At 37.0% G+C, this 20671-nt stretch carries 16 protein-coding genes; 5 read left to right on the top strand and 11 right to left on the bottom strand.

All coding sequences use genetic code 11. The features are described from left to right. A partial coding sequence (locus tag FLB_RS11440; RefSeq protein ID WP_157490604.1) for a beta strand repeat-containing protein occupies positions 1–3020 on the bottom strand: 3020 nt, incomplete at its 3' end. 241 nt (positions 3021–3261) lie between these two features. Here FLB_RS11440 and FLB_RS11435 point away from each other — a divergent pair. Then, positions 3262–3756 carry a regulatory protein RecX gene (locus FLB_RS11435; RefSeq protein WP_064716078.1) on the top strand — a complete coding sequence of 165 codons (495 nt, stop codon included), beginning with the start codon at positions 3262–3264 and terminating at the stop codon, positions 3754–3756. Positions 3757–4471: 715 nt separating this feature from the next. Here FLB_RS11435 and FLB_RS11430 read toward each other — a convergent pair. The 7 genes from FLB_RS11430 to FLB_RS11400 form a co-directional block, all read right to left on the bottom strand. Further along, on the bottom strand, positions 4472–5644 hold the full coding sequence (locus tag FLB_RS11430; protein ID WP_064716077.1) for a beta-ketoacyl synthase N-terminal-like domain-containing protein: 1173 nt from the start codon (positions 5642–5644) through the stop codon (positions 4472–4474). Positions 5645–6288: 644 nt separating this feature from the next. Next, positions 6289–7560 carry an adenosylmethionine--8-amino-7-oxononanoate transaminase gene (gene bioA, locus FLB_RS11425; RefSeq protein WP_064716107.1) on the bottom strand — a complete coding sequence of 424 codons (1272 nt, stop codon included), beginning with the start codon at positions 7558–7560 and terminating at the stop codon, positions 6289–6291. A 35-nt stretch (positions 7561–7595) separates the two neighbouring features. Then, positions 7596–8213: a dethiobiotin synthase gene (bioD, locus tag FLB_RS11420; protein ID WP_064716076.1), complete on the bottom strand. Its 618-nt coding sequence runs from the start codon at positions 8211–8213 to the stop codon at positions 7596–7598. Positions 8214–8309: 96 nt separating this feature from the next. Then, positions 8310–8915 (bottom strand): hypothetical protein, encoded by a 606-nt coding sequence (locus FLB_RS11415; protein ID WP_064716075.1) that lies wholly within the window; start codon positions 8913–8915, stop codon positions 8310–8312. Then, the gene (locus FLB_RS11410; RefSeq protein ID WP_024979839.1) at positions 8905–9408 is read right to left on the bottom strand and encodes an RNA polymerase sigma factor; all 504 of its coding nucleotides are present in this window, start codon (positions 9406–9408) and stop codon (positions 8905–8907) included. Before FLB_RS11410 ends, FLB_RS11415 begins: the two co-directional genes overlap by 11 nt. Positions 9409–9415: 7 nt before the next feature. Next, entirely contained in the window at positions 9416–10276 is an 861-nt protein-coding gene (locus FLB_RS11405; protein ID WP_064716074.1) for a TraB/GumN family protein, read from the bottom strand. A 694-nt stretch (positions 10277–10970) separates the two neighbouring features. Then, positions 10971–12131, bottom strand: a complete 1161-nt coding sequence (locus tag FLB_RS11400; RefSeq protein WP_064716073.1) for an aminotransferase class I/II-fold pyridoxal phosphate-dependent enzyme — start codon at positions 12129–12131, stop codon at positions 10971–10973. 198 nt (positions 12132–12329) lie between these two features. Between FLB_RS11400 and FLB_RS11395 the strand changes: the two genes are divergently transcribed. From FLB_RS11395 to FLB_RS11380, 4 genes are all read left to right on the top strand, one after another. After that, a complete protein-coding gene (locus FLB_RS11395; protein ID WP_157490603.1) occupies positions 12330–12872 on the top strand; it encodes a hypothetical protein in 543 nt (180 codons plus the stop codon). A 260-nt stretch (positions 12873–13132) separates the two neighbouring features. Continuing rightward, complete coding sequence (locus FLB_RS11390; RefSeq protein WP_157490602.1) at positions 13133–14335, top strand: hypothetical protein; 1203 nt, start codon at positions 13133–13135, stop codon at positions 14333–14335. Between the two features lie 59 nt (positions 14336–14394). Continuing rightward, positions 14395–15291, top strand: a complete 897-nt coding sequence (locus tag FLB_RS11385) for a hypothetical protein (RefSeq protein ID WP_231891075.1) — start codon at positions 14395–14397, stop codon at positions 15289–15291. Beyond that, positions 15281–16837 (top strand): phosphatase PAP2 family protein, encoded by a 1557-nt coding sequence (locus FLB_RS11380; RefSeq protein WP_064716069.1) that lies wholly within the window; start codon positions 15281–15283, stop codon positions 16835–16837. Before FLB_RS11385 ends, FLB_RS11380 begins: the two co-directional genes overlap by 11 nt. A 155-nt stretch (positions 16838–16992) precedes the next feature. Here the strand turns inward: FLB_RS11380 and FLB_RS11375 are convergent, their stop codons facing one another. The 3 genes from FLB_RS11375 to FLB_RS11365 form a co-directional block, all read right to left on the bottom strand. Continuing rightward, a complete protein-coding gene (locus FLB_RS11375; protein ID WP_064716068.1) occupies positions 16993–17274 on the bottom strand; it encodes a F0F1 ATP synthase subunit epsilon in 282 nt (93 codons plus the stop codon). A 73-nt stretch (positions 17275–17347) separates the two neighbouring features. After that, positions 17348–18859, bottom strand: a complete 1512-nt coding sequence (atpD, locus tag FLB_RS11370; RefSeq protein WP_064716067.1) for a F0F1 ATP synthase subunit beta — start codon at positions 18857–18859, stop codon at positions 17348–17350. A 258-nt stretch (positions 18860–19117) separates the two neighbouring features. After that, entirely contained in the window at positions 19118–20668 is a 1551-nt protein-coding gene (locus tag FLB_RS11365; protein WP_064716066.1) for an SGNH/GDSL hydrolase family protein, read from the bottom strand. Between the last annotated feature and the right edge of the window lie 3 nt (positions 20669–20671).

Genomic DNA, 20671 nt, shown 5'->3' with positions numbered 1-20671 from the left:
GCTCCTGTATTCGTTACATTGGTGGTTTGTACCAAGCTTGCGTTGTTTTCGAAAATTAACTGCCCGTTGGTCGTAACGGCATTCGTGATGGTCAAAGTAACTCCAGTGGGAACTATTGCGATAACCCCGGAACTTATAGTCAATGCACAAGCCGTCAAATTTGAAGTAAAAGGAGAATTGGGATTTACCCCTGTAACTATTGCGTTTTTTGTAGCGTCTGGTAAACCATTACTCCAAGATGTAGATAAACCATTCCAAGTGGTACTAGAAGCATCAGCGATGGGAACATTGGGTGTACTAACCGAAGTACAAGTTCCATTATTTACTCTAAAGCTATAATCCCCAACCGCTAGTCCTGTAACAGTAAAGCTCGTTCCTGAACCTGAATACGTTGCAGTAGATGCACCTATTTGATTGATTATCCAAGACCCTGAAGGCAAACCACTCAACACAACACTACCAGTAGCAGATGAACAAGTAACATTTGTTATTGTGCCAACTGTAGGGGCGGCAGGTAATGGATTTACCGTTATAGTTCCTGTTGCATTAACTGTACTAGTACAAGATCCTATTAAAGGAATACTATAATTGAATGTCCCTGATTGTGTTGGCGTACCACTAATCGTTATTGTATTTGATGCCCATGTAGCTGAAACTCCTGTAGGTAATCCTGTAGGACTACCAACACTTGTAGTACCAGTTGTAGTATGAGTTATAGGTGTCATTAAGGTGTTTTGACACAAGGTAGGACTAGACGAAGCGGAACTTGCGGTTTTACCAACGGTTAAGCTAATTGCTTTCGTGGACGAACAGTTTGCATTAGTTACTATCATTGTTCCTGTATAAGTACCTGCTGGCGTATTAGCAGGAACAATTATATTATTCACATTTCCCGCACCTGCTTGAAAAGTAAATGGAGTAGTTCCTTGATCGGCTATAGTGTCCCAATCAATTCTATAACTCGTTGGTGAATTTGTTGTCGCGGAGTAAGCCATTGAGGCATTTTGTACCGTTGCGCTTTGACAAACTGCTATTAGCGTGGCAGGTGTTGCTGCAGTTGTAATCGTTGGCCCATTTATTCTATTAATATTAACATAAGTAGTAGAAGATGAAATACAACCTCCAGCTGTTGTTACAGTAACTGTCGCTTCATTCAAACCATTATTTGTAAAAGTTGCAATTGGATTTTTAATGTTTGTTGCAGAAAATGTTACTCCAGCTGTACCCGTCCAAGAGTAAGTAACTCCAGAACTGGGCACATTTTCTACATCTAATTGTACAGGAGTACCCGCACATGAAACTAAAGTATTAAAAACTCCTTTTGGAATTGTAGTCGCAGAAGGAGTCACTTGACTCGAAGGTACCAAAACTATGTTATCGATTATAGTACCAAGTGTAGTAGTTGTATTTAAAGAATTAAAAAACTCAATAGCTATTGAAGAACTTGATGGTGTAAAAGTAAAAGTTCCTATCGCAGGCGTATTACTTGATGTGGTAAAAATAGTCTCCGATGGAACAGCTCCTCCAATAATCTTTACATTAACAGCTCCCGGGCTTGGAGCTCCTCCCCTTAGCGCATAGACAAAACTTAAGGTATAAGAAACACCTGGTGTTACTGTTACCGTTTGTCTTAGTGACGCTTCACTATCTAATTCAGAAGTCCAGCCCTTAGCGTTACCATTACTAAAATAGAGGTCTTCTGAATACGTTTCTACATACCTTCCCTGACTAGTTGCAAATGTCCATCCTACGGCATTATTAAATCCACCCGCTGCAGTATTAAAATCACCATTAGTAATTAAGTTGTTCATACATGGCGTAATTGCTACCTGATCAAAAGAAGTACAGCTTCCATTGGTTATAGTCCAATTTAACACATAAGTACCTGATGCAGATGGAGAAAATGTAGCCAAAGGATTAGAAACATTACTAAATTGAGTGAGTGAGGTATTTGGTCCACTTATTATTGACCAAGCTCCAGTTCCTACTGTTGGCGTATTTGCTGATAAAGTATAAGAAGTTGAATTACCTGACTGGTCAACACCAGCATTGGAAGTTGTCGGAGCTGGATTTACTGTGAAAACGCTAGCACTTGTAGCTGTACCACTTGCACTAGTTACAGTTACCAATCCAGTCGTACCAGATCCAACAACTGCTACTATTTGTGTTGAAGAAATAGAAGTAATTGAAGCTACTGGTGTACCACCAATCCTAACATTCGCGGCAGTTGCACCAGTTAATCTTGTGCCATTTATAGTAATCGTTGACCCTATACAACCATTTGTTGAACTTAAACTAGTAATGGTTGGAGGAACTGGCGTCCATTTGTAAGTTAAACCATTTGTTGGAAGTTCCCCAGCATCATTTCCCGTATTACAAGTTGCGCTATTAGCAGTTCCTGCTGTTGAAGAAGTCCAGTTATTCGTTACTATTCTATTATTAAAATCTGAATTATTTGCCCCTCTTAATCCAACTTCTGTTGCTCTATCGGTTGAAGAGGAGGTTCTACAATCACCATAAACTACCTGAATGGTGTTAGAAGTCTCATTTAATCTTATTTGAAAATTAAATGATTCAACAGGTGCTGCCCTATCAACATATCGCTTCGCATTTGCCCACTGCACTACAAAAGTTCTATTGGGTGCTGTCCCAATTGTTTGATAAACAATACTAGCCCCACCATCAACTAAATCAATTGCCAAAGCACTTATCGCTCCTTGATAACCTCTAGTTGAGGATATAGGATTTCTAAACAGAGCTTCGGAAATTGTGGTACCAAATGTCAAATACCCATCAGAATTGACAGAACAAGTAGTATATTCAAGCTCATTAAAATAAAAAGTAAAACCTAGTGGAATTGAGTTCGGGGTTACAGAATCATCCCAACTAACATTATGAGCAACAGTGCCTCCTGATAAAGATGCATAAGTTTCTATCGATTGTGAAAAAGTATAACTAGAAACTTGCCCAAATCCCAATTGAACCATCAACAAAACCGCAATAAGTAAAATTCTTTTCATAAAAAATGTTTAGTAATTTTATAACAAGCCTCTGTAAATAAACAACATAGCGTAATTCTACATAAATAAGCAAAGTCGCACAAAAGTAACCAATATTGATAAAAAAACAAGTAAACCCTTAATTTATAGTGGTTATAAATTCCATTTTACAATACCACCAGACAAGCTTCAATTTAGACAGCTTTTTGTAGGTATAAAACGCTATTTTTGTAACAAAAGACCAACAAACTTATTCATGCTAATGGCTACTTTTTATACCTTCCAACAAGCCCAACACAAAATAGAACACTATTGTGCCTATCAAGAGCGCTGTCACGAAGAAGTGGTAACCAAATTGAGAAGCATGCGCTTAGAATCCCACGAAATCGACCAACTTATTGTGTATCTTATTGAACAGAACTTCTTGAATGAAGCGCGTTTCGCTTGTAGTTTCGCCCGTGGCAAACACCGCATCAAACACTGGGGAAAAATCCGTATTACCAACGAACTCAAAACACGTCACATCAATAATACCTTGATTACAATTGCCTTAAAGGAAATCTCAGCCGAGGAATATTCGGAAACGTTCAATGCTTTAGCCGAAAGGAATTGGCAATCCATTACAGAAAAAAATGCGCTTAAAAAAAGGAAGAAGTTTTGTGATTATATGCTTCGTCGTGGTTTTGAGAGTAACTTAGTTTATGAGAAAGTAAAGGAATTAGAGCATGGGAACGCGGATGACGCGGATTTTTTATAGTACCTAAAATTTAACCGCAAGGAGCGCAAAGATTTACGCAAGGGACGCAAAGATATAAATCATTAACTCTTTTAAAATCTGTGGAATCTGCGTGCAAAAATTTAACCGCAAAGGACGCAAAGATTTTCGCAATGAGCACAAAACTTTAAACAATTAACCATTAACCGATTAAACCCTTTTTAAAATCCGTTTCATCAGTTAAATCCGTGGCAAAAATTTAACCGTTAAGTTCACAAGAAAAAAACATATAAGTCACCAAGTTTTTCTGAATAGCTGTGTATTTTGAACCATATAACACAAATAAGGCATATAAGTTTTGGTTGAGCGTTACAACAATTGCAACACTTTTGCTTTTTGCGGCTTCGTGACTTCTTCGTGTTTCTTTGTGGTAAAAAAATTTAACCGCAAGGCTCGCAAAGATTTACGCATGGACGCAAAGTTTTAAAAAATTAACTCTTAAAAAAATCCGTGAAATCTGTGGAATCTGTGTCTAAAAAATTTAACCGCAAGGACGCAAGGGACTCAAAGTTCAATAGTATTGCTTTGTGTGGCTTCGTGACTTCTTCTTGTTTCTTTGTGGTGAAAAGATTTAACCGCAAGGAGCGCAAAGATTTACGCAAGGAACGCAAAGTTTTAAATAATTAACTCTTAAAAAATCCGTGAAATCTGTGAAATCCGTGGCAAAAATTTAACCGATTAAACAGTTCAACAAATTTTACAAACTCAACAACACCGAAACGGCATTACCTCCAAAACCAACGGCGTTAACGAGCACCTTACGAATCGTTCTTGAATCAGAATTTTGATTAAAAAAAGGAGTGGAAATAAACTGATTGTGTTGCAACATCAAAATGGCCATTTCGACACTTAAAATACCTGAGGCACCAAACGTGTGGCCTATTTTCCATTTATTGGTAGTGAGTAATGGCAACTGCTTTCCGAAAAGTTTTTCTATGGCACGATATTCTGTTAAATCACCTTTGATGGTACCTGGCGCATGCATTACAATAGCATCTACTTCGGATAAAGGTGTATTTTGCAAAGCCATTGCCATCGATTTTTGAAAACAAAGGGCTTCTGCCGAAATTGAAATGTTATGCTCCAAAATTTCTGTGGCATAGCCCATACCTTCAATAAAAGCCAAGGCATTTTCTTTTTGCCCTAATTCTAAACAACACACTGCTGCGCCTTCCCCCAAAACCATTGTGTTTTGCTTTTTATCTAAATCCAAAGCACGGTTGGGCCATTCGACAGGCTCATGATTACGCTCTTTATTTTGAGTATAAATCTTCAAAGCACGCATTTGGCCTATTGTAAAATCAGTCAATGGTGCTTCGCTACCACCTACCAAAAATTGATTCGCCATTCCCGCTCGCAACCAAGCGACTCCGTTGAGTAAAGCATGCAAAGCAGTAGAACAAGTAATGGAATGCGAAATTTCGGGACCGGTAGTTTGCAAATCATGCGCTACCCAAGACGAAATATTCCCCAAAGTAGTGGTGGGTGAAGCTAAAGTTTGAGCTTTGCCCGTCGTTAAATATTCCTGAAAATGTTTTTCGAACAAATCGGTAGCACCTCTCGAAGAGCCAATGTTGATACCAAAACTTTCTCCTTTTTCCCAACCTGCCTGCGCCATCGCTTTTCTTGCCGCCACCATAGCATACAACACCGATTTATCCAATGATTTGTACTTTATATCCGTTTGTTGTAATGCCAAAACTTCTTGTTGTGAAGCGGAATCCAAAGCAGCCACGCAAGTATTTTGATGGTCTAAAAACTGCTCGGAAAAACAAGTTGAAGGATGTTGATAGTTTTCCCAAATGGTCTTTGGGTCGTTGCCCAAAGGGGAAATGGAGGACAAGGCGGTTATAGAGATAATTTGTGACAAAATAGACGATTGTAATTTAACCGCAAAGGTCGCAAAGAATTACAGAAAGTCCACAAAATAATTAAAAATCTATACAAATTGTTCCATACAATGTGCTTAAATGGAACACGGATAACGCAGATAAACACAGATTTTCCACAAAGCACAACACTTTGCGAACCTTGCGATTTTCCTTTGCGTGCCTTGCGGTTAAAAATAACAACCTAATGAAACACGGATAACGCGGATAAAACGGATGAACGCGGATTTTTTTCTTTGTAATTGGAACAAACACAAATTTTCCACAAAGCACAACACTTTGCGAACCTTGCGATTTTTCCTTTGCGTGCCTTGCGGTTAAAATGAATAACCTGATTGGAACACGGATGACACAGATAAAACGGATTGATACGGATTTTTTTTGGTATTGAAGATGATAAACACATATTGCACAGATTTACCTTAAAACCCAAAACTTTGCTAGCCTTGCGTAATCCTTTGCTAGCCTTGCTGTTAAAATTAATAACCTGATGGGAACTCGGATGACGCAGATTTAATTATACCAAAATAAAAATCTGTGAAAATCTGTGGAATCTGTGTCTTTTTCACCTCGAAGACTCTACAGTTTTAATTTGTATCAATTCGTGAAATTCGTGTTTAAAAAACTATACTATTTCCAAAGCACTTTCGACTACTTCATACACTTTTTGCAACTGTGCATCGGTAATTACGTAAGGCGGCAAAATGTAAACTATATTCCCAACTGGACGCAAAATTACTCCATTTTCAATAAAAAAATCGTAGAGCCTATTACGCAATGAGCCGTAATAACTCGCTGTACCATCGGTTTTGATTTCCAAAGCGAAAATTACCCCAAAAACTCGTGTAGTGGTCACTTTTGGATGGGTTGCTATATGCTTTTGAAAGTCCAAATGGCGTTGATGAATGCGCTGAATGTTGGACTGCATCGTTTCGGTTTGCAACAATTCGATGCTGGCTAGAGCAGCAGCGCAACCCGTCGGATTCGCTGTAAACGTATGCCCGTGAAACAAGGCTTTATTGATATCATCATCATAAAAAGCATCGAAAATGGCTGTTGTGAAAGTCGTAATCGCCATAGGAATAGTTCCACCAGTCAAGGCTTTAGACAAACACATCATATCTGGCAACGTTTTCAAATAATCGCAGGCAAAGTTTTTCCCGGTTTTCCCAAAACCAGTCATCACTTCATCGGCGATGGTCAATACTTGGTTTTCTTTGCAAATTTGAAGCAAACTATCCAACGCTTCGGGTGCATACATCACCATTCCTGCAGCACCTTGTATTAAAGGTTCAAAAATAAAAGCTGCACAATTTTTATCCGCAATTGCTTTTTGAAGAGCTGCTATACTCTCCGCTTCCTTTCCTTGCACTGGAACAGGAATCCGAACGACATCAATCATCATTCCTTGAAAAGCTTCGGTAAAGAAAGAAATCCCACTAGCCGCCATAGCTGCAAAGGTGTCCCCGTGAAAAGCGTCTTCAAAAGCAATAATGGTTGTTTTTGAAATCCCTTGGTTAAAGTTATACTGCAAAGCCACTTTTATCGCTATTTCGACAGCGGTAGAACCATTGTCCGAAAAAAAGAGTTTTTGTTGATTACTAGGTAAGATTTCGACTAATCTCTCGGATAAAACAACAGCGGGTTCGTGCGTAAAACCTCCAAAAAGTACGTGCTCTAAGGTGGTGAGTTGCTTATAAATCGCATCTGCAATAAATCGATTCGAGTGGCCATAGGGATTGACCCACCAAGAAGCAATGGCATCAATATATTCTTTACCACTTTCATCCCACAACAACGCTGCTTCGCCACGGACAATTCCGACTGGTAAAGCAGCTGTTTTATGTTGAGTGTACGGATGCCAAAGGTGTTTCTGGTCTCTTTCTGTAAGCTTCATTGTTTCAGAAGAAGGAATATTTGCTGTATTCATAATTATAAATTCAATAATTGCTCACGAAACAAATCGGCATATTCGGCAATTACATTCGTATCAAAATAGGGTTCTTGGTCGATTCTCCCAATGCATTTTACTCCTGTTTTGCTTAAAATAATCGATTCGGTTGCTTGATTTTCATCTCCAGAAAAAACAATTCCAGCCACCGCAATGTTTCGGTTTTGCAACGCCTCGATAGTCAACAACGTATGATTGATACTCCCCAAATAATGACGGGAAACCACAATCACTTTATAATCGGGCTGAATCAAATCGGCAATCGTATTAGTTGTATTCAGAGGAACTAAAATTCCACCTGCGCCTTCAATTACAAGATGATTTTCAGTTACTGGCTCTTTAATTTGAGTTAAATCAATAGTGATTCCATCTATTTCGGCTGCATAATGCGGGCTTGCTGGTGTTTGTAATGCATAACTATTCGAATGAAAAACAGTCTTTGGATTGGACACGTATGCCTTTACTTTATGACTATCGGAATTATCTAAATCTCCTGCCTGAATGGGTTTCCAATAATCGGCTTCTAAAGCTTGAGTAATGATAGCGGCTGCAACGGTTTTACCTACATCGGTACCTATTCCTGTAATAAATAATTTCATGTTTTTTGAGCTTATTGAACCGCAAAGTTCGCAAAGAATTCACAAAGTTCACTATGATTGTAACACAAAAAAAGCAACCCGAAAGTTGCTTTATATTTATTCTTCTTTTAACTCGTCTAAAACGGTTCGGATTTCTTTGGCGTATTTGCCGTAAAAAAAGTGTACCCACCATTCTAAAGCTACCCCCATAAACAACATACTAAACAAAACCGAAACAAACAGCGCTATACTATTGGTACTATCGGTAAATAATGTCGCGCCATTAGGCAATGTAAAATATAAAACCCCAACCAAAAACAAAATCATAAAGGGCGTTAAGGCAAAACCAAAAGTCTTGTAAAGTTCCATATTCAAGCGAATATCAAAATAGGTTTCGTATAAATTGTCTTTGGTATTCAAAGCTGTTTTGTTTAATCGTTTATAAAAAATAAACAACTTAATTAGATAATAAGCACTAACCGCCACAAACAAACTAAACAACAAATAAAAGGGTGTGATGGCTTGCTCAGGAAATCCATTTAAATAAGGCGCAAATCCTATAAGAACAATTGATACAATTTGATAAATAAATTCATTTTTCAAATTTTTCTTAATCTTATCTAGCGGTGTATTGGCCTGTTGTACTTTCTCTAATTGAGTGGGAACAACCACATTTTTTGTGTTTTCGTTGTTCCAAGCTGATTGTATATCGTTAAAATCCATATCCTTGATTTTTTATAATTTCTTTTAATTTTTCTTTGGCTCTATTCAATTTGACTCTAGCATTTCCTTCTGAAATCCCTAGGTTTTCTCCAATTTCTTTATGTGAAAACCCCTCGAGTTGGTAAAAAATAATCGCTTTGTCTATCTTATCCAATTTTTGAACGGCTCTATAAAAGTGTTCCAATTGCCGCTCTTTGATATCGGCATCCCCTTCTTCGTCGGGAATATTAGTAGATGACAATTCGTATTTGTCTACTTTCTTTTTTTCTTTTTTCAGAAAAACAATAGCAGTATTGATGGCAACACGATACATCCAAGTAGAAAACTGACTCTCTCCTTTAAAACTATCGTTGGCTTTCCATAATTGGCAAATGATTTCTTGAAACAAATCTTCTTGGTCGTCTCGGTTGTCCATATACATTTTGGAAACCTTGTACAAGATGCCTTTATGCTGCTCGATTCGGGATAAAAATTCTTGCTCTTTTGTCTTCAAAGTCAAATTAGTTGGTTATGGGTTGTACCTTATATCCTGCTTTTTGTAATAATTGAATCACTCCTTTTTCTCCACCTAAATGCGCTGCACCTACCGCAAAGAATACACTTTCGTTTTTCATCATAGCTGGCATATCTTTAACCCAATTACTATTGCGGTTGTCTAACATTACAGGTCTACTTTTCTCATCCATAAATTTAGGATCATTAACCATTTCATAAATGGCCTTTAAATCTTCACTTTTATAGGTTTGAGTTAATAAATCGAAATATTTTTTATCATAATTACCTAACTGCTCCACCATTTCGTGAGGAGGAAAAGAAGCATCCACCGCAGCAATTTGAACCGCTAGTTTCTCTAAACCCAAAATCTCCATCTTACGTTTTTGAGCCATCTGTAAAAACTCCAATTCATACATTTTTGGATTGCAATTTAATGCTTTAAACATAATCATACTCATCAAAGAATTTAAACTAGTATGTTCAAATTGACTAGCTCCTGCTCCTACTTTTTCCTTTAAAAGAACATCTAATTTTTTATAATCTTCAGGGGTTAGAAGAGTGCTCAAAGCTATTTTGCTCACACTCATCTCTTGCATCGCTTTTAATTCTGATGGTTCATCAAAATCTAACTCTAAGGCTAATTTAGTTGATTTATCAAATGCTTTTTTTACTTTTTCTTTGATGACAAAATCACTTTCACACATCATGTGTAAGGTTCCATATACATAAGATGGACGTGCTAATCCGTTTCCTGAAATTTCCCATAATAAAGAATTTTCGTTTGCCTTTTTGGTTTGCGCTTGTGTTGAAAAACTAAAGCTTGCTACCGTTACTAAACCTAAAATAAGTGTTTGAATTGTTTTCATGATTGTTGATTTTTTTGATTGATGATTGATTAATGATGATTTGTTTGATTGATTGATTTGATTGATTGATTTGATTGATGATTGTGTTTTAGCCTTCTATTTATTCTTTGTTGAGGAATTACTGGCTAACAAACAGCATGCAGTGATTAGTAGTAAACCGTTTTCTGGTTTCTCAAATACGAACTCTTTTACTAGGCTATACCCTAAGCTAATTCCAGCTAAAAAAAGTAATACATAAAAGATTTGGTTTTGGGATTGTGTTTTTACATTTTTCATGGGTTTTGATTTTTTGGATTAATGATTGATGATTAAAACGATAGCTAAATTATTTGATTACGACTCGTAAGTAATCAACAACTAAAAACGTTACAAACTTTTTTTGTTTTTTTCAAAAAAACCTAGAAAACACAAGACTTATGAAGTGTAATTTTTTTTATTCAAACACGAATTACACTAATTAACACGAATGCGCAGCTAACTTAACCGCAAGGTTCGCAAAGATTTACACAAGGGTTTATAATTTGTGGCTAATCTTAAAAGAATTAGATAAAATTTAATTTAAAAAATAAGCACATAAATTCTCTGGCATCAATAAAGCTGAGTCATCAAAACAGTCTCTTTTCGTGCAAATTAGTGAAATTCGTGTTTGCTTTTTAATCAATCGGAAAACCCACAAAATTCAGATTGACCTATTTTAGAGACAAGAAGATAAAGCATACAAAACTTCCGAAATTTGAGCTTCGGTATTGTAGCTATGTAAACAAAAACGCAAGCGCTCTTGTCCGGCGGGAACCGTGGGAGAAAGTATCGGTTTTACATCAAAACCTTTGTCTTGAAGTTGTTTTGCAATGGCTTTAACATTAGCATTCCCTGGAATTATAGCCGATTGAATAGCCGATTTACTTCGAACGAAAAGCGGTTTTAAACTGAAGCGGCTTTTTTCTTGATTAAAAAAAATAATTCGCTCTTTCAATTCACCAATTGCTGCTTCTTTAGCATCCAACGCCTTATAAGCAATACCAATTGTTGCAACGGAATGTGGAGAAAGCCCTGTAGTGTATATAAAACTTCTGGCAAAATTGACCAAATAACTACTCAATTCCTCAGAACCTAACACAACAGCACCATGACAACCTAAGCCTTTTCCAAAAGTAACAATGCGAGCAAAAAAATGCTCTTGTAAACCCAAAAACTGCACCAATCCTTCTCCTTTTTCCCCAAAAACCCCCAAAGCGTGGGCTTCATCAATAACTAAATAGCAATTATGTTTTGTGGTTACTTGAACCAGTTCTTCTAAATTTGGACAGTCTCCATCCATAGAAAAAACAGATTCGGTAACAATGTAAATTTCGTTATGCAAATTACCTCGACTGAGCTCGGTATGACAACGTTCAATCAACAACTCCAAATCCTCAAAATCGTTATGTTTGAATTTATATCCTTTGGCATTGGACAGTTGAATCCCATCTCTTATGGATGCATGACACAATTCATCAAACAAAATAAAATCCCCTTTTTGAGGTACAGCACTAAAAAAACCAACATTGGCATCATAGCCTGAGTTAAAAAGTAAAGCCGATGGTGATTCGTGAAAATCAGCTATAAAAGCTTCTGTCAATGGATACAATGGATGATTCCCGGAGAGTAGTCTTGAACCCGTTGCGCCATTTTCTAAAATACCCAATTCTACCAAATACTCATGAGTCGTCTTAAATAATGTCTCGTTCTTGGAAAATCCTAGATAATCATTAGACGCAAAATCAATCCATTGATTGGCAGATGGCAATTGTCTAAGCGCGTTGTGTTGCATCCTTATGGCTAACTTATGTGCAAGAGATTGTGGTAGTGCTTTCATAGGAAACAAAAATAAGCACTTTTTTTCGATTGAAATTCAATACGCATTTTAACGAAATAGCATTTTTTTATACAAATACAAACACTATTTCTTATTATTTGTAAATAAAATTGTATTTTATAATTTTTATTTGTTAAATAATTCTTAATAAATACTAAAAACCTGTTAATAAGTCATTTAGTTTTTTACTTTCGAATTATGATGAAACGTTTGGCATCGGTATTTTTAATTGCCTCCTTATTTTACAATGTAATAGGGTATTATCTTCTATTTCATCAAAAAGAAGAACACCAATGGGTCTCTAGTATGCAAGAAAAAGCAACTTCTGAATACCAGGTTCTTGAAGTAAACGCTTCCATTTATTCTTTTGTACAAGACACCGACTTTGAATACGTAAACCAAAACATAGAAATCAACAATACATATTATCATGTTTTTAAAAAACGTATAAAAAACAACATCCTGTACTTGTATTATTTGCCAAACACGCATCAAGACAAAATTAGCTCTGAACTCACAAACCTTGTAAATCAACAATTATTTGATGATTCTCCATCAAAAGAGTCACCAGCAAAAAAACTTCTAAAAACATTTATCTCTGATTATGTGGTTACAAAACCCATAGTTATAAATGTACCTACGTATCATCCTTTTGAAACTGATTCGCATCAGCAAACACAAAATGCTAGACCACTTTGCGGTTATTTCAACACCCCTTTTTCTCCTCCAGATTTAGTTTAATTCTGTTTTCATTTTCAATTGATTCAAAACCAATGAAGCTACACCACTAAAGTAAACTTCATTGACGACAAGCTATTTTTAACCTAGCTTTTTTAGCATCAAAAGAATGAGGACTACCCAGCTTGTGCTATTTAAGAATTAAACTAATCCAACCTCTTTTCGAAAGAATAAGAGCACAGACAGCAACTTGATTATGAAAATTATTCTCCAAAAAAGAGTAATGACATAAAAGACTTGTGCTGCCTGTAAAAACAACCACCATGCCGATACTTTTTCGTAAAATTAATGTGTATTTACCATTAATTACCTTACTGATGATTACTAAAATTGCTGCACAAGGCTGTGTTGCAGTAAGACAAATGGGAGGACAAAACATAAATGCTACCAACTCATACAACCTTAAAGAAGGAGAATTTCAAGTAGGCACAAACTACAGGTATTTTCATTCTTGGCGCCATTTTGTTGGAAAGGAAGAACAACTAGAGAGACAAACTACCGGTGGCGGACACGATGCAAACGGTAAAGAACTTGGAAATGCTGTAAACATCTATTCGCACGCGATAGATTTGAATTTTTCTTATGGACTAACCAATAGAATCCAATTAAACGCAACAATTCCATACGTCCACAACGAGCGATCACAAGTTTTGAGACAAACCACTCCAATAAAAGACACTTTAAGATATAGTGTTTATGCTGATGGTTTAGCGGATGTCCGTTTAAGTGCCAACTTTTGGGCTTTGGACCCTACGAAAGTAACCAAAGGAAATGTAATGATTGGCATAGGGATAAAACTAAACAACGGCAGTCACGACCGCAGAGACGATGCCCCTCAAGCCAACGGAACCACTCAAAACGTAGTCATGGATCAAGCCATTCAACCCGGTGATGGCGGCGTAGGCTATACTATTGAAATACAAGCATTCCGAAAATTATCAGGAAGACTTTATGGCTTTTTGAACGGCTATTACTTATTCAATCCTCAAGAATCAAATGGCACTTTCAAATCCACGCCAAAAGCAGGACTAGAAGGCTACGAAATATACGCCTCACCCGATCAATATTTTGGTCGTTTAGGAGTAGTAGCGGCGGTAGATAAGAAAGAAAACCTATCCATTTCATTAGCAGGAAGGTTTGAAGGAATCCCAGCCTATGATGCCTTTGGAGGTCAAGTAGCCTACCGAAGACCAGGTTATGTTATTGCAATAGAATATGGCATTTCCTATCGTCTAGGAAAACATGGCTTTAGTCTATTTATACCTTATAACATAGTTAAAAACCGTATTCAAAGCGCGGCAGACATCGCTAGTCAAAACTTACAAAATTCTGTAATCACGGACCCAAGTAAATATGTTCACGTGCAAGGAGATGCAGCATTTGCAGATTACTCCATTAACATTGGCTATTCGTATCGTTTTAATTTGAACAAAAAGTTTAGTGTTACACCCACTCCCCACTCGTAAAAATAGTACTAACCCTTTTGATTATTTAAATGAAAAAAATCATTTTAAGTTGTCTATTAATGACATTCTTACACACAAAAGCTCAAACCGAAATTGACGGAATAATGATGAGCAAAAACAACTTTTGCACAGGAGCAATATACCAATACAGTAGTTGGGATAACTATTGGGAAGGCGATTTCAAAAGAACCAACCTTAATCTTGGTACAGTAAGCACAAAATCTATTGGTATCATGGGAAATTATGGAATTTCAGATAAATTGAATGTGCTTTTTAATTTGCCTTATGTTAAAACCAATGCTTCTGAAGGCACTATGAAAGGTCAAAAAGGAATACAAGACCTTTCTTTAACTCTAAAATACATGCCAATTGAAAAATCAATTGGAAAAAACACCTATTCCCTTTATTTCATTGGAAGTTATACTACTCCACTATCCAATTATGCCGTGGATTATTTACCCTTGAGCTTGGGCCTCGGAAGCAAAACTGGGACATTACGAGTTATGGGAGATTTTCAAAGAGGGAATTTTTTTAGTACGCTTTCTGGAGCTTATATAAAACGAGCAAACGTTACCATTGAACGAAATTCCTATTTAACGAATGACGAAATCATCTATTCAAATGAAGTGAATATGCCTGATGCTATTTCGGTTAATTTTAGAATGGGTTATCGTTCTAATCGATTAATAGCCGAATTTATAATTGATAACTGGGTAACACAAAAAGGAGGTTTTGATATTACCAAAAACAATATGCCATTTCCTAGCAACACTATGAATGCCATACGGTATGGTATAAATACAAAATACACCTTAAAAAGCATCCCTGAATTATCAATAATTGGCGGGTACAATTATGTAGCTGAAGGTAAAAATGTTGGACAATCAAAAACCGTTTACGGAGGCTTATTTTATATTATCAATTTTGAAAAAAAATCTACCGAAAATGAAAACTAAACTAAACCAATCTTTTTTAAATAGCCTTATCATCGCACTGTCTTTATTTATTTTTTCTTGTAGTGAAGAGGTTACAGAACGTAATGATAATTTTCAGGCCTTAAATCCAACCAATATCGATGCTAACGGAGGAACTTGGAAACCAATTTTACTTACATCACCTGATGAATTCCCAATCGATGTTCCAGTAGCTACTAATACGGCTGCATACACACGAGAAATTAACGAAATCAAAAGCTACCAAGCTGGTATAACCGAAGAACAAAAAAAAATCATTGCCTATTGGCGCGTGGGTGGTGTTTTACGTTGGAATGAAATTATGCGCACCTTGGTTGCTAGACACAATCGCCCACCCTATCAAAACGAAGACGGAACTTATCCTGCTCCTTCTGCTGCCAATCCATTTGGGTATCCGCAATTTCCCTTTTCAAATCCACCTTATGCAGCAAGAGCCTATGCGTATGTAAGTGCCGCACAATATGACGCATTAATCTCCGCTTGGCATTACAAAAAATTATACAATAGAGCCACTCCCTATACTGTAGATGCGACCTTACAAGTGTTAGTACCTAAAAGCACTTTACCCGCCTACCCCTCCGAAGACGGAGTACTGTCTGGAGTAACGGTAGAATTACTAAAATTACTTTTCCCAACAGAAATCGCTTACATACAAGAAAAAGCAGATGAAGAAAAACTATACCGAATCATTAGTGGTGCCAATGTGCGCAGCGATGTGGAAGCTGGAATTGCCCTAGGAAGAAAAATTGCTGCTAAATTTATTGCTAGAGCCGCAAGCGATGGAGCAGGAGCCGCAATAGGAACACCAGCAATATGGGCTCAATTAGAATCCAATGCTATCGCAAAAGGAGAAACTCCGTGGATTTCACTTGATGCACCAAAACGCCCACCGATGCTACCATTGTTTGGAAATGTAAAATCGTTCTTAATGACGTCAGCTGATGTATTAGCGAGCCGTCCTCTACCTCCTCCATCAACGAAATCTGAAGCTTTTGCAAAAGAACTAGCCGAGATAAAAAAATTTAGCACTAGTCTCACTAAAGAACAACAACGAATTGTGACTTTTTGGGCAGATGGCGTAGGCACTTATACCCCTCCTGGACATTGGAATGCCATTGCAACTGAATATTTTGTACCACAAAATTACAGTGAAATTCGTTGGGCGAGAAATATGGCTTTACTTAACATCGCCATGATGGATGCCGCCATTAGTTGTTGGGATGCCAAGTACTTCTATTTCAACCCAAGACCTTCGCAAATGGACCCATCGATAAAAACTACAACAGGAATACCTAATTTCCCAGCCTATGTTTCTGGCCACTCCACCTTTAGCGCAGCTGCAGCAACAGTATTATCACATCTTTTACCTGAATCAAAAGAAAAATTCAATGCCTTCGCCAAAGAGGCATCCAATTCAAGACTATATGGAGCCATCCACTATAGAAGCGATTGCGAAAAAGGATTACTACTAGGTGAAACAGTTGGCGCATTCGCAGTTTCAAGAGCCAAAACAGATGGTGCTGAATAAAGAACAAAAATAAAAAGTTGGTAATATAACAATTGGTTATTGCTCTTATTATCAATGCAACCTAACAGGATTGAACCCCTGTTAGGTTTTTAATAGGACATAAAACAAGAAAGCCCAACAAAATTGTTGGGCTTTCTTTTCTATTTTATATTCTCTTAGTCGGCTAAAAGAATTAATTTATTGTCTTTCATTTCAATTGTTCCAGACTCGATATCAAGTGTGTATAATTGATTAGAAACTTTTTTAAATTTAGTTTCTCCTTCGCTTATAAAATCAAAACTATTAGCTGCAATTTTTACAGTTCCTTGTTTTAGTAACGAGACAATTGGCGCGTGATTATTCAAGATTTGAAAACTACCGTCTACACCTGGAAGGGTAATAGAAGTAATTTCTCCTTGAAATAATTTTGCTTCTGCTGATACAATTTCTAAAATCATATATTTTAAGTTAGATGTTAGAAGTTAGAAGTTAGAAGTTTTACAACAACCAACTGAAAACTACCAACTGATTTTATGCTTCGGCTAACATTTTCTCTCCTGCTTCAATCGCTTGCTCGATAGTACCTTTAAGGTTGAAAGCAGATTCTGGCAAGTGATCCAATTCACCATCAATAATCATATTAAATCCTTTGATGGTATCTTTAATATCAACCAAAACTCCAGGAATACCTGTAAATTGCTCCGCTACGTGGAAAGGTTGAGATAAGAAACGTTGTACACGACGTGCTCTAGAAACCGCTAATTTATCATCTTCTGACAACTCTTCCATACCAAGAATTGCGATGATATCTTGCAATTGTTTGTATTTTTGAAGAATTTCTTTAACTCTTTGTGCACAGTCATAATGCTCATTTCCTAAGATATGAGGAGTCAAAATTCTTGAAGTAGAATCCAATGGATCTACCGCAGGATAAATACCTAACTCAGCAATCTTACGAGACAATACTGTTGTTGCATCTAAGTGAGCAAATGTAGTTGCTGGCGCAGGGTCAGTTAAGTCATCCGCAGGAACGTAAACCGCTTGTACAGAGGTAATAGATCCTTTGTTTGTAGAAGTAATACGCTCTTGCATCGCACCCATCTCAGTTGCCAATGTTGGTTGGTAACCTACCGCAGATGGCATACGTCCTAAAAGTGCTGATACCTCAGAACCTGCTTGCGTAAAACGGAAGATGTTATCCACGAAGAACAATACATCTTTTCCTTGATCAGATCCAGCTCCATCACGGAAATACTCAGCGATAGATAATCCAGAAAGTGCCACACGTGCACGAGCTCCTGGAGGCTCATTCATTTGTCCGAAAACGAAAGTAGCTTTAGACTCTCTCATTCCTGGCATATCAACTTTAGATAAATCCCATCCTCCATTTTCCATAGAGTGCATGAAATCTTCACCATATTTAATAATTCCTGACTCTAACATCTCACGAAGTAAGTCATTTCCTTCACGAGTTCTTTCTCCTACTCCTGCGAATACAGAAAGACCACCGTGACCTTTTGCAATATTGTTAATCAACTCCTGAATTAATACCGTTTTACCAACACCAGCACCACCAAACAATCCAATTTTACCCCCTTTTGCATAAGGCTCAATCAAATCGATTACTTTAATACCTGTGAATAAAACTTCAGAAGAAGTAGATAAATCTTCGAATTTTGGAGCTGGTCTGTGAATTGGCAATCCATTTTCACCAGTTTTAGGCAATTCACCTAAACCATCAATTGCATCTCCAACCACGTTAAACAAACGTCCGTAAACATCTGGACCAATTGGCATTTGGATAGGATTTCCTGTTCCTACTACTTCATAACCTCTGCTTAAACCATCAGTAGAGTCCATCGAAATGGTACGAACGGTGTTTTCACCAATGTGAGATTGCACTTCTAGTACCAACAAAGTACCATCTTTTCTAGTGACTTCTAAAGAGTCATAAATTTTTGGAAGTTCAACATCCTTACCGTTGAAAACTACGTCTACTACTGGGCCAATGATTTGGGCAACTTTTCCTATTACTTTAGACATTACTTATGTATTTATTAAATAGCTATTTAGGTTTGTGAAATTCATCCTCAAAAATCAGGTCTATCAGATGCTTTTTTCCGTGTGCAAAGATATATTTTTTAAAATACATAATCAATACCTTTTTTTTAAAAAAAATGATATTTTTTATCAAACTCACAAAACCCCCTCTTCTCTTTCAACAAATTTATTTTTCTCTTCAATAAAAAAACCACCTACATTATATAGATGGTCTTAATTGGTTATGGTTGTTTGGTTATTTTATAGTGATGCTGGATACAATATACGATAAAGCCCTACATTAACACTTTTAAAGTTCGCACCATATTTTGCATTAATAGCTTCTGTAAATAGGTTTGCTATTATAGCATATCCTCTTGGACTTGGATGAACGCCATCTAAAGAGAACATGCCGCCAGTAACAAAAGTAGAAGTTGTATTATAGCCATCATAAACAATTCCCCCACTTGCTAATTTATCTGTTACTCCTTTTAGCTCCACAAAAGCCAAACCTTTTGCATCAGCAATTGACTTAATAGTAACGTTATAAGCATCTGTAGCTACTTTTACTTCGGCGATTTCTACTTTAGTCAAAACATCTTTATCTTGCATTGGATAAGTAATACCAAATTTATTTAATGGTGCCGGAATCCCAGCTGGGGAACTACCAATCACTGTTTGCGCAGTTAACACGACTAAATCATCTTTTGAAGCTTGCCTAGCTTGACCAAACACTTGACCATAAAAAGCAGCTGTTTGAGCTCCTAAAGTCGGAGTAAAAGCAGCAGTCAATTGAGCAGATAAATCAGTTAAAGATTCATCTTTAATCAATAACGGATTAGCCACAGTTGTTGATAACAAATTAATTCTATCACCAGCTCCAAAAGCTGTTAAAGCCTGCTTTAATGGACCATATAATTGCGTATTTAAGGCTGCAACGGTTGCTTGACCTACAGCAACATTACCTCCTCCTAATACTGAATTAGAAAGTGGATTAAAAGGTACCGTTGTAAAATATGGCAATGCGGTCACATATGGCAAATTAGCCACCACACCCTTAGCCCCTTTTGCTGTCAAGGCATTAACAATATTTGAATAAGCACTAGCAAATACATTAGGATCTGTGATATCATTACCTGCGTAAGTAGCTGGATTTAAATTCCCTTTTTGATCTTTGCCTGTTCCTCCAGAAGTTGCATACCCTAAAATATCATTGCCCCCAATCCATAAAGAAAAGAAAGTAGGATCTTGAGCAACAGCATCAGCAACTACAGTTGTTGAGGCAGTAGTAGCAAATCTTGCAAAATAAGGATTAGCCAGCCCTGCAGCTACTCCAGCAACATTACCATACCCTGGAGCCACCAAATGATAACTTTTAGCACCTGGTACACCCAAATTATTAAAGGGGCCTGTTAGCTTAGTAGTCACCTCAGTAGAAGGTTTTCCTGCAACCGCTACCGGTGCAGAACCATTAAAATACAACCTTGTGCCAGCAATTACATTACCACCTAATAACAATCCGCCTACATTATCAGCCATAAATGGAGTTTTAAAATCACCACCGCCCGCCAAAGCAAATTGTTGCGCAATAATATTCGCATAGGATCCTTCTTGTCCGGTTTTAAAAAGTGCATTATCACTATATCCAGCAGCATAAGAATCTCCTAAAGCAATATATTTTGTTACAACAGCAGATCCTGCGGTTAAGGGCTTTCCGTCTGATGAATTCGAATCAATCGTTACTTCATCATCATTATTACAAGCTACAAATGCTAAAGAAGCAATCAGTACCCATTTGAAATTTTTTATCATTGT

Source organism: Flavobacterium succinicans (assembly GCF_001662485.1).
Classification (GTDB): Bacteria; Bacteroidota; Bacteroidia; order Flavobacteriales; family Flavobacteriaceae; genus Flavobacterium; species Flavobacterium succinicans_A.
Note: the sequence above shows the minus strand (reverse complement) of the source record. Positions and strands in the feature narration are given on the sequence as shown.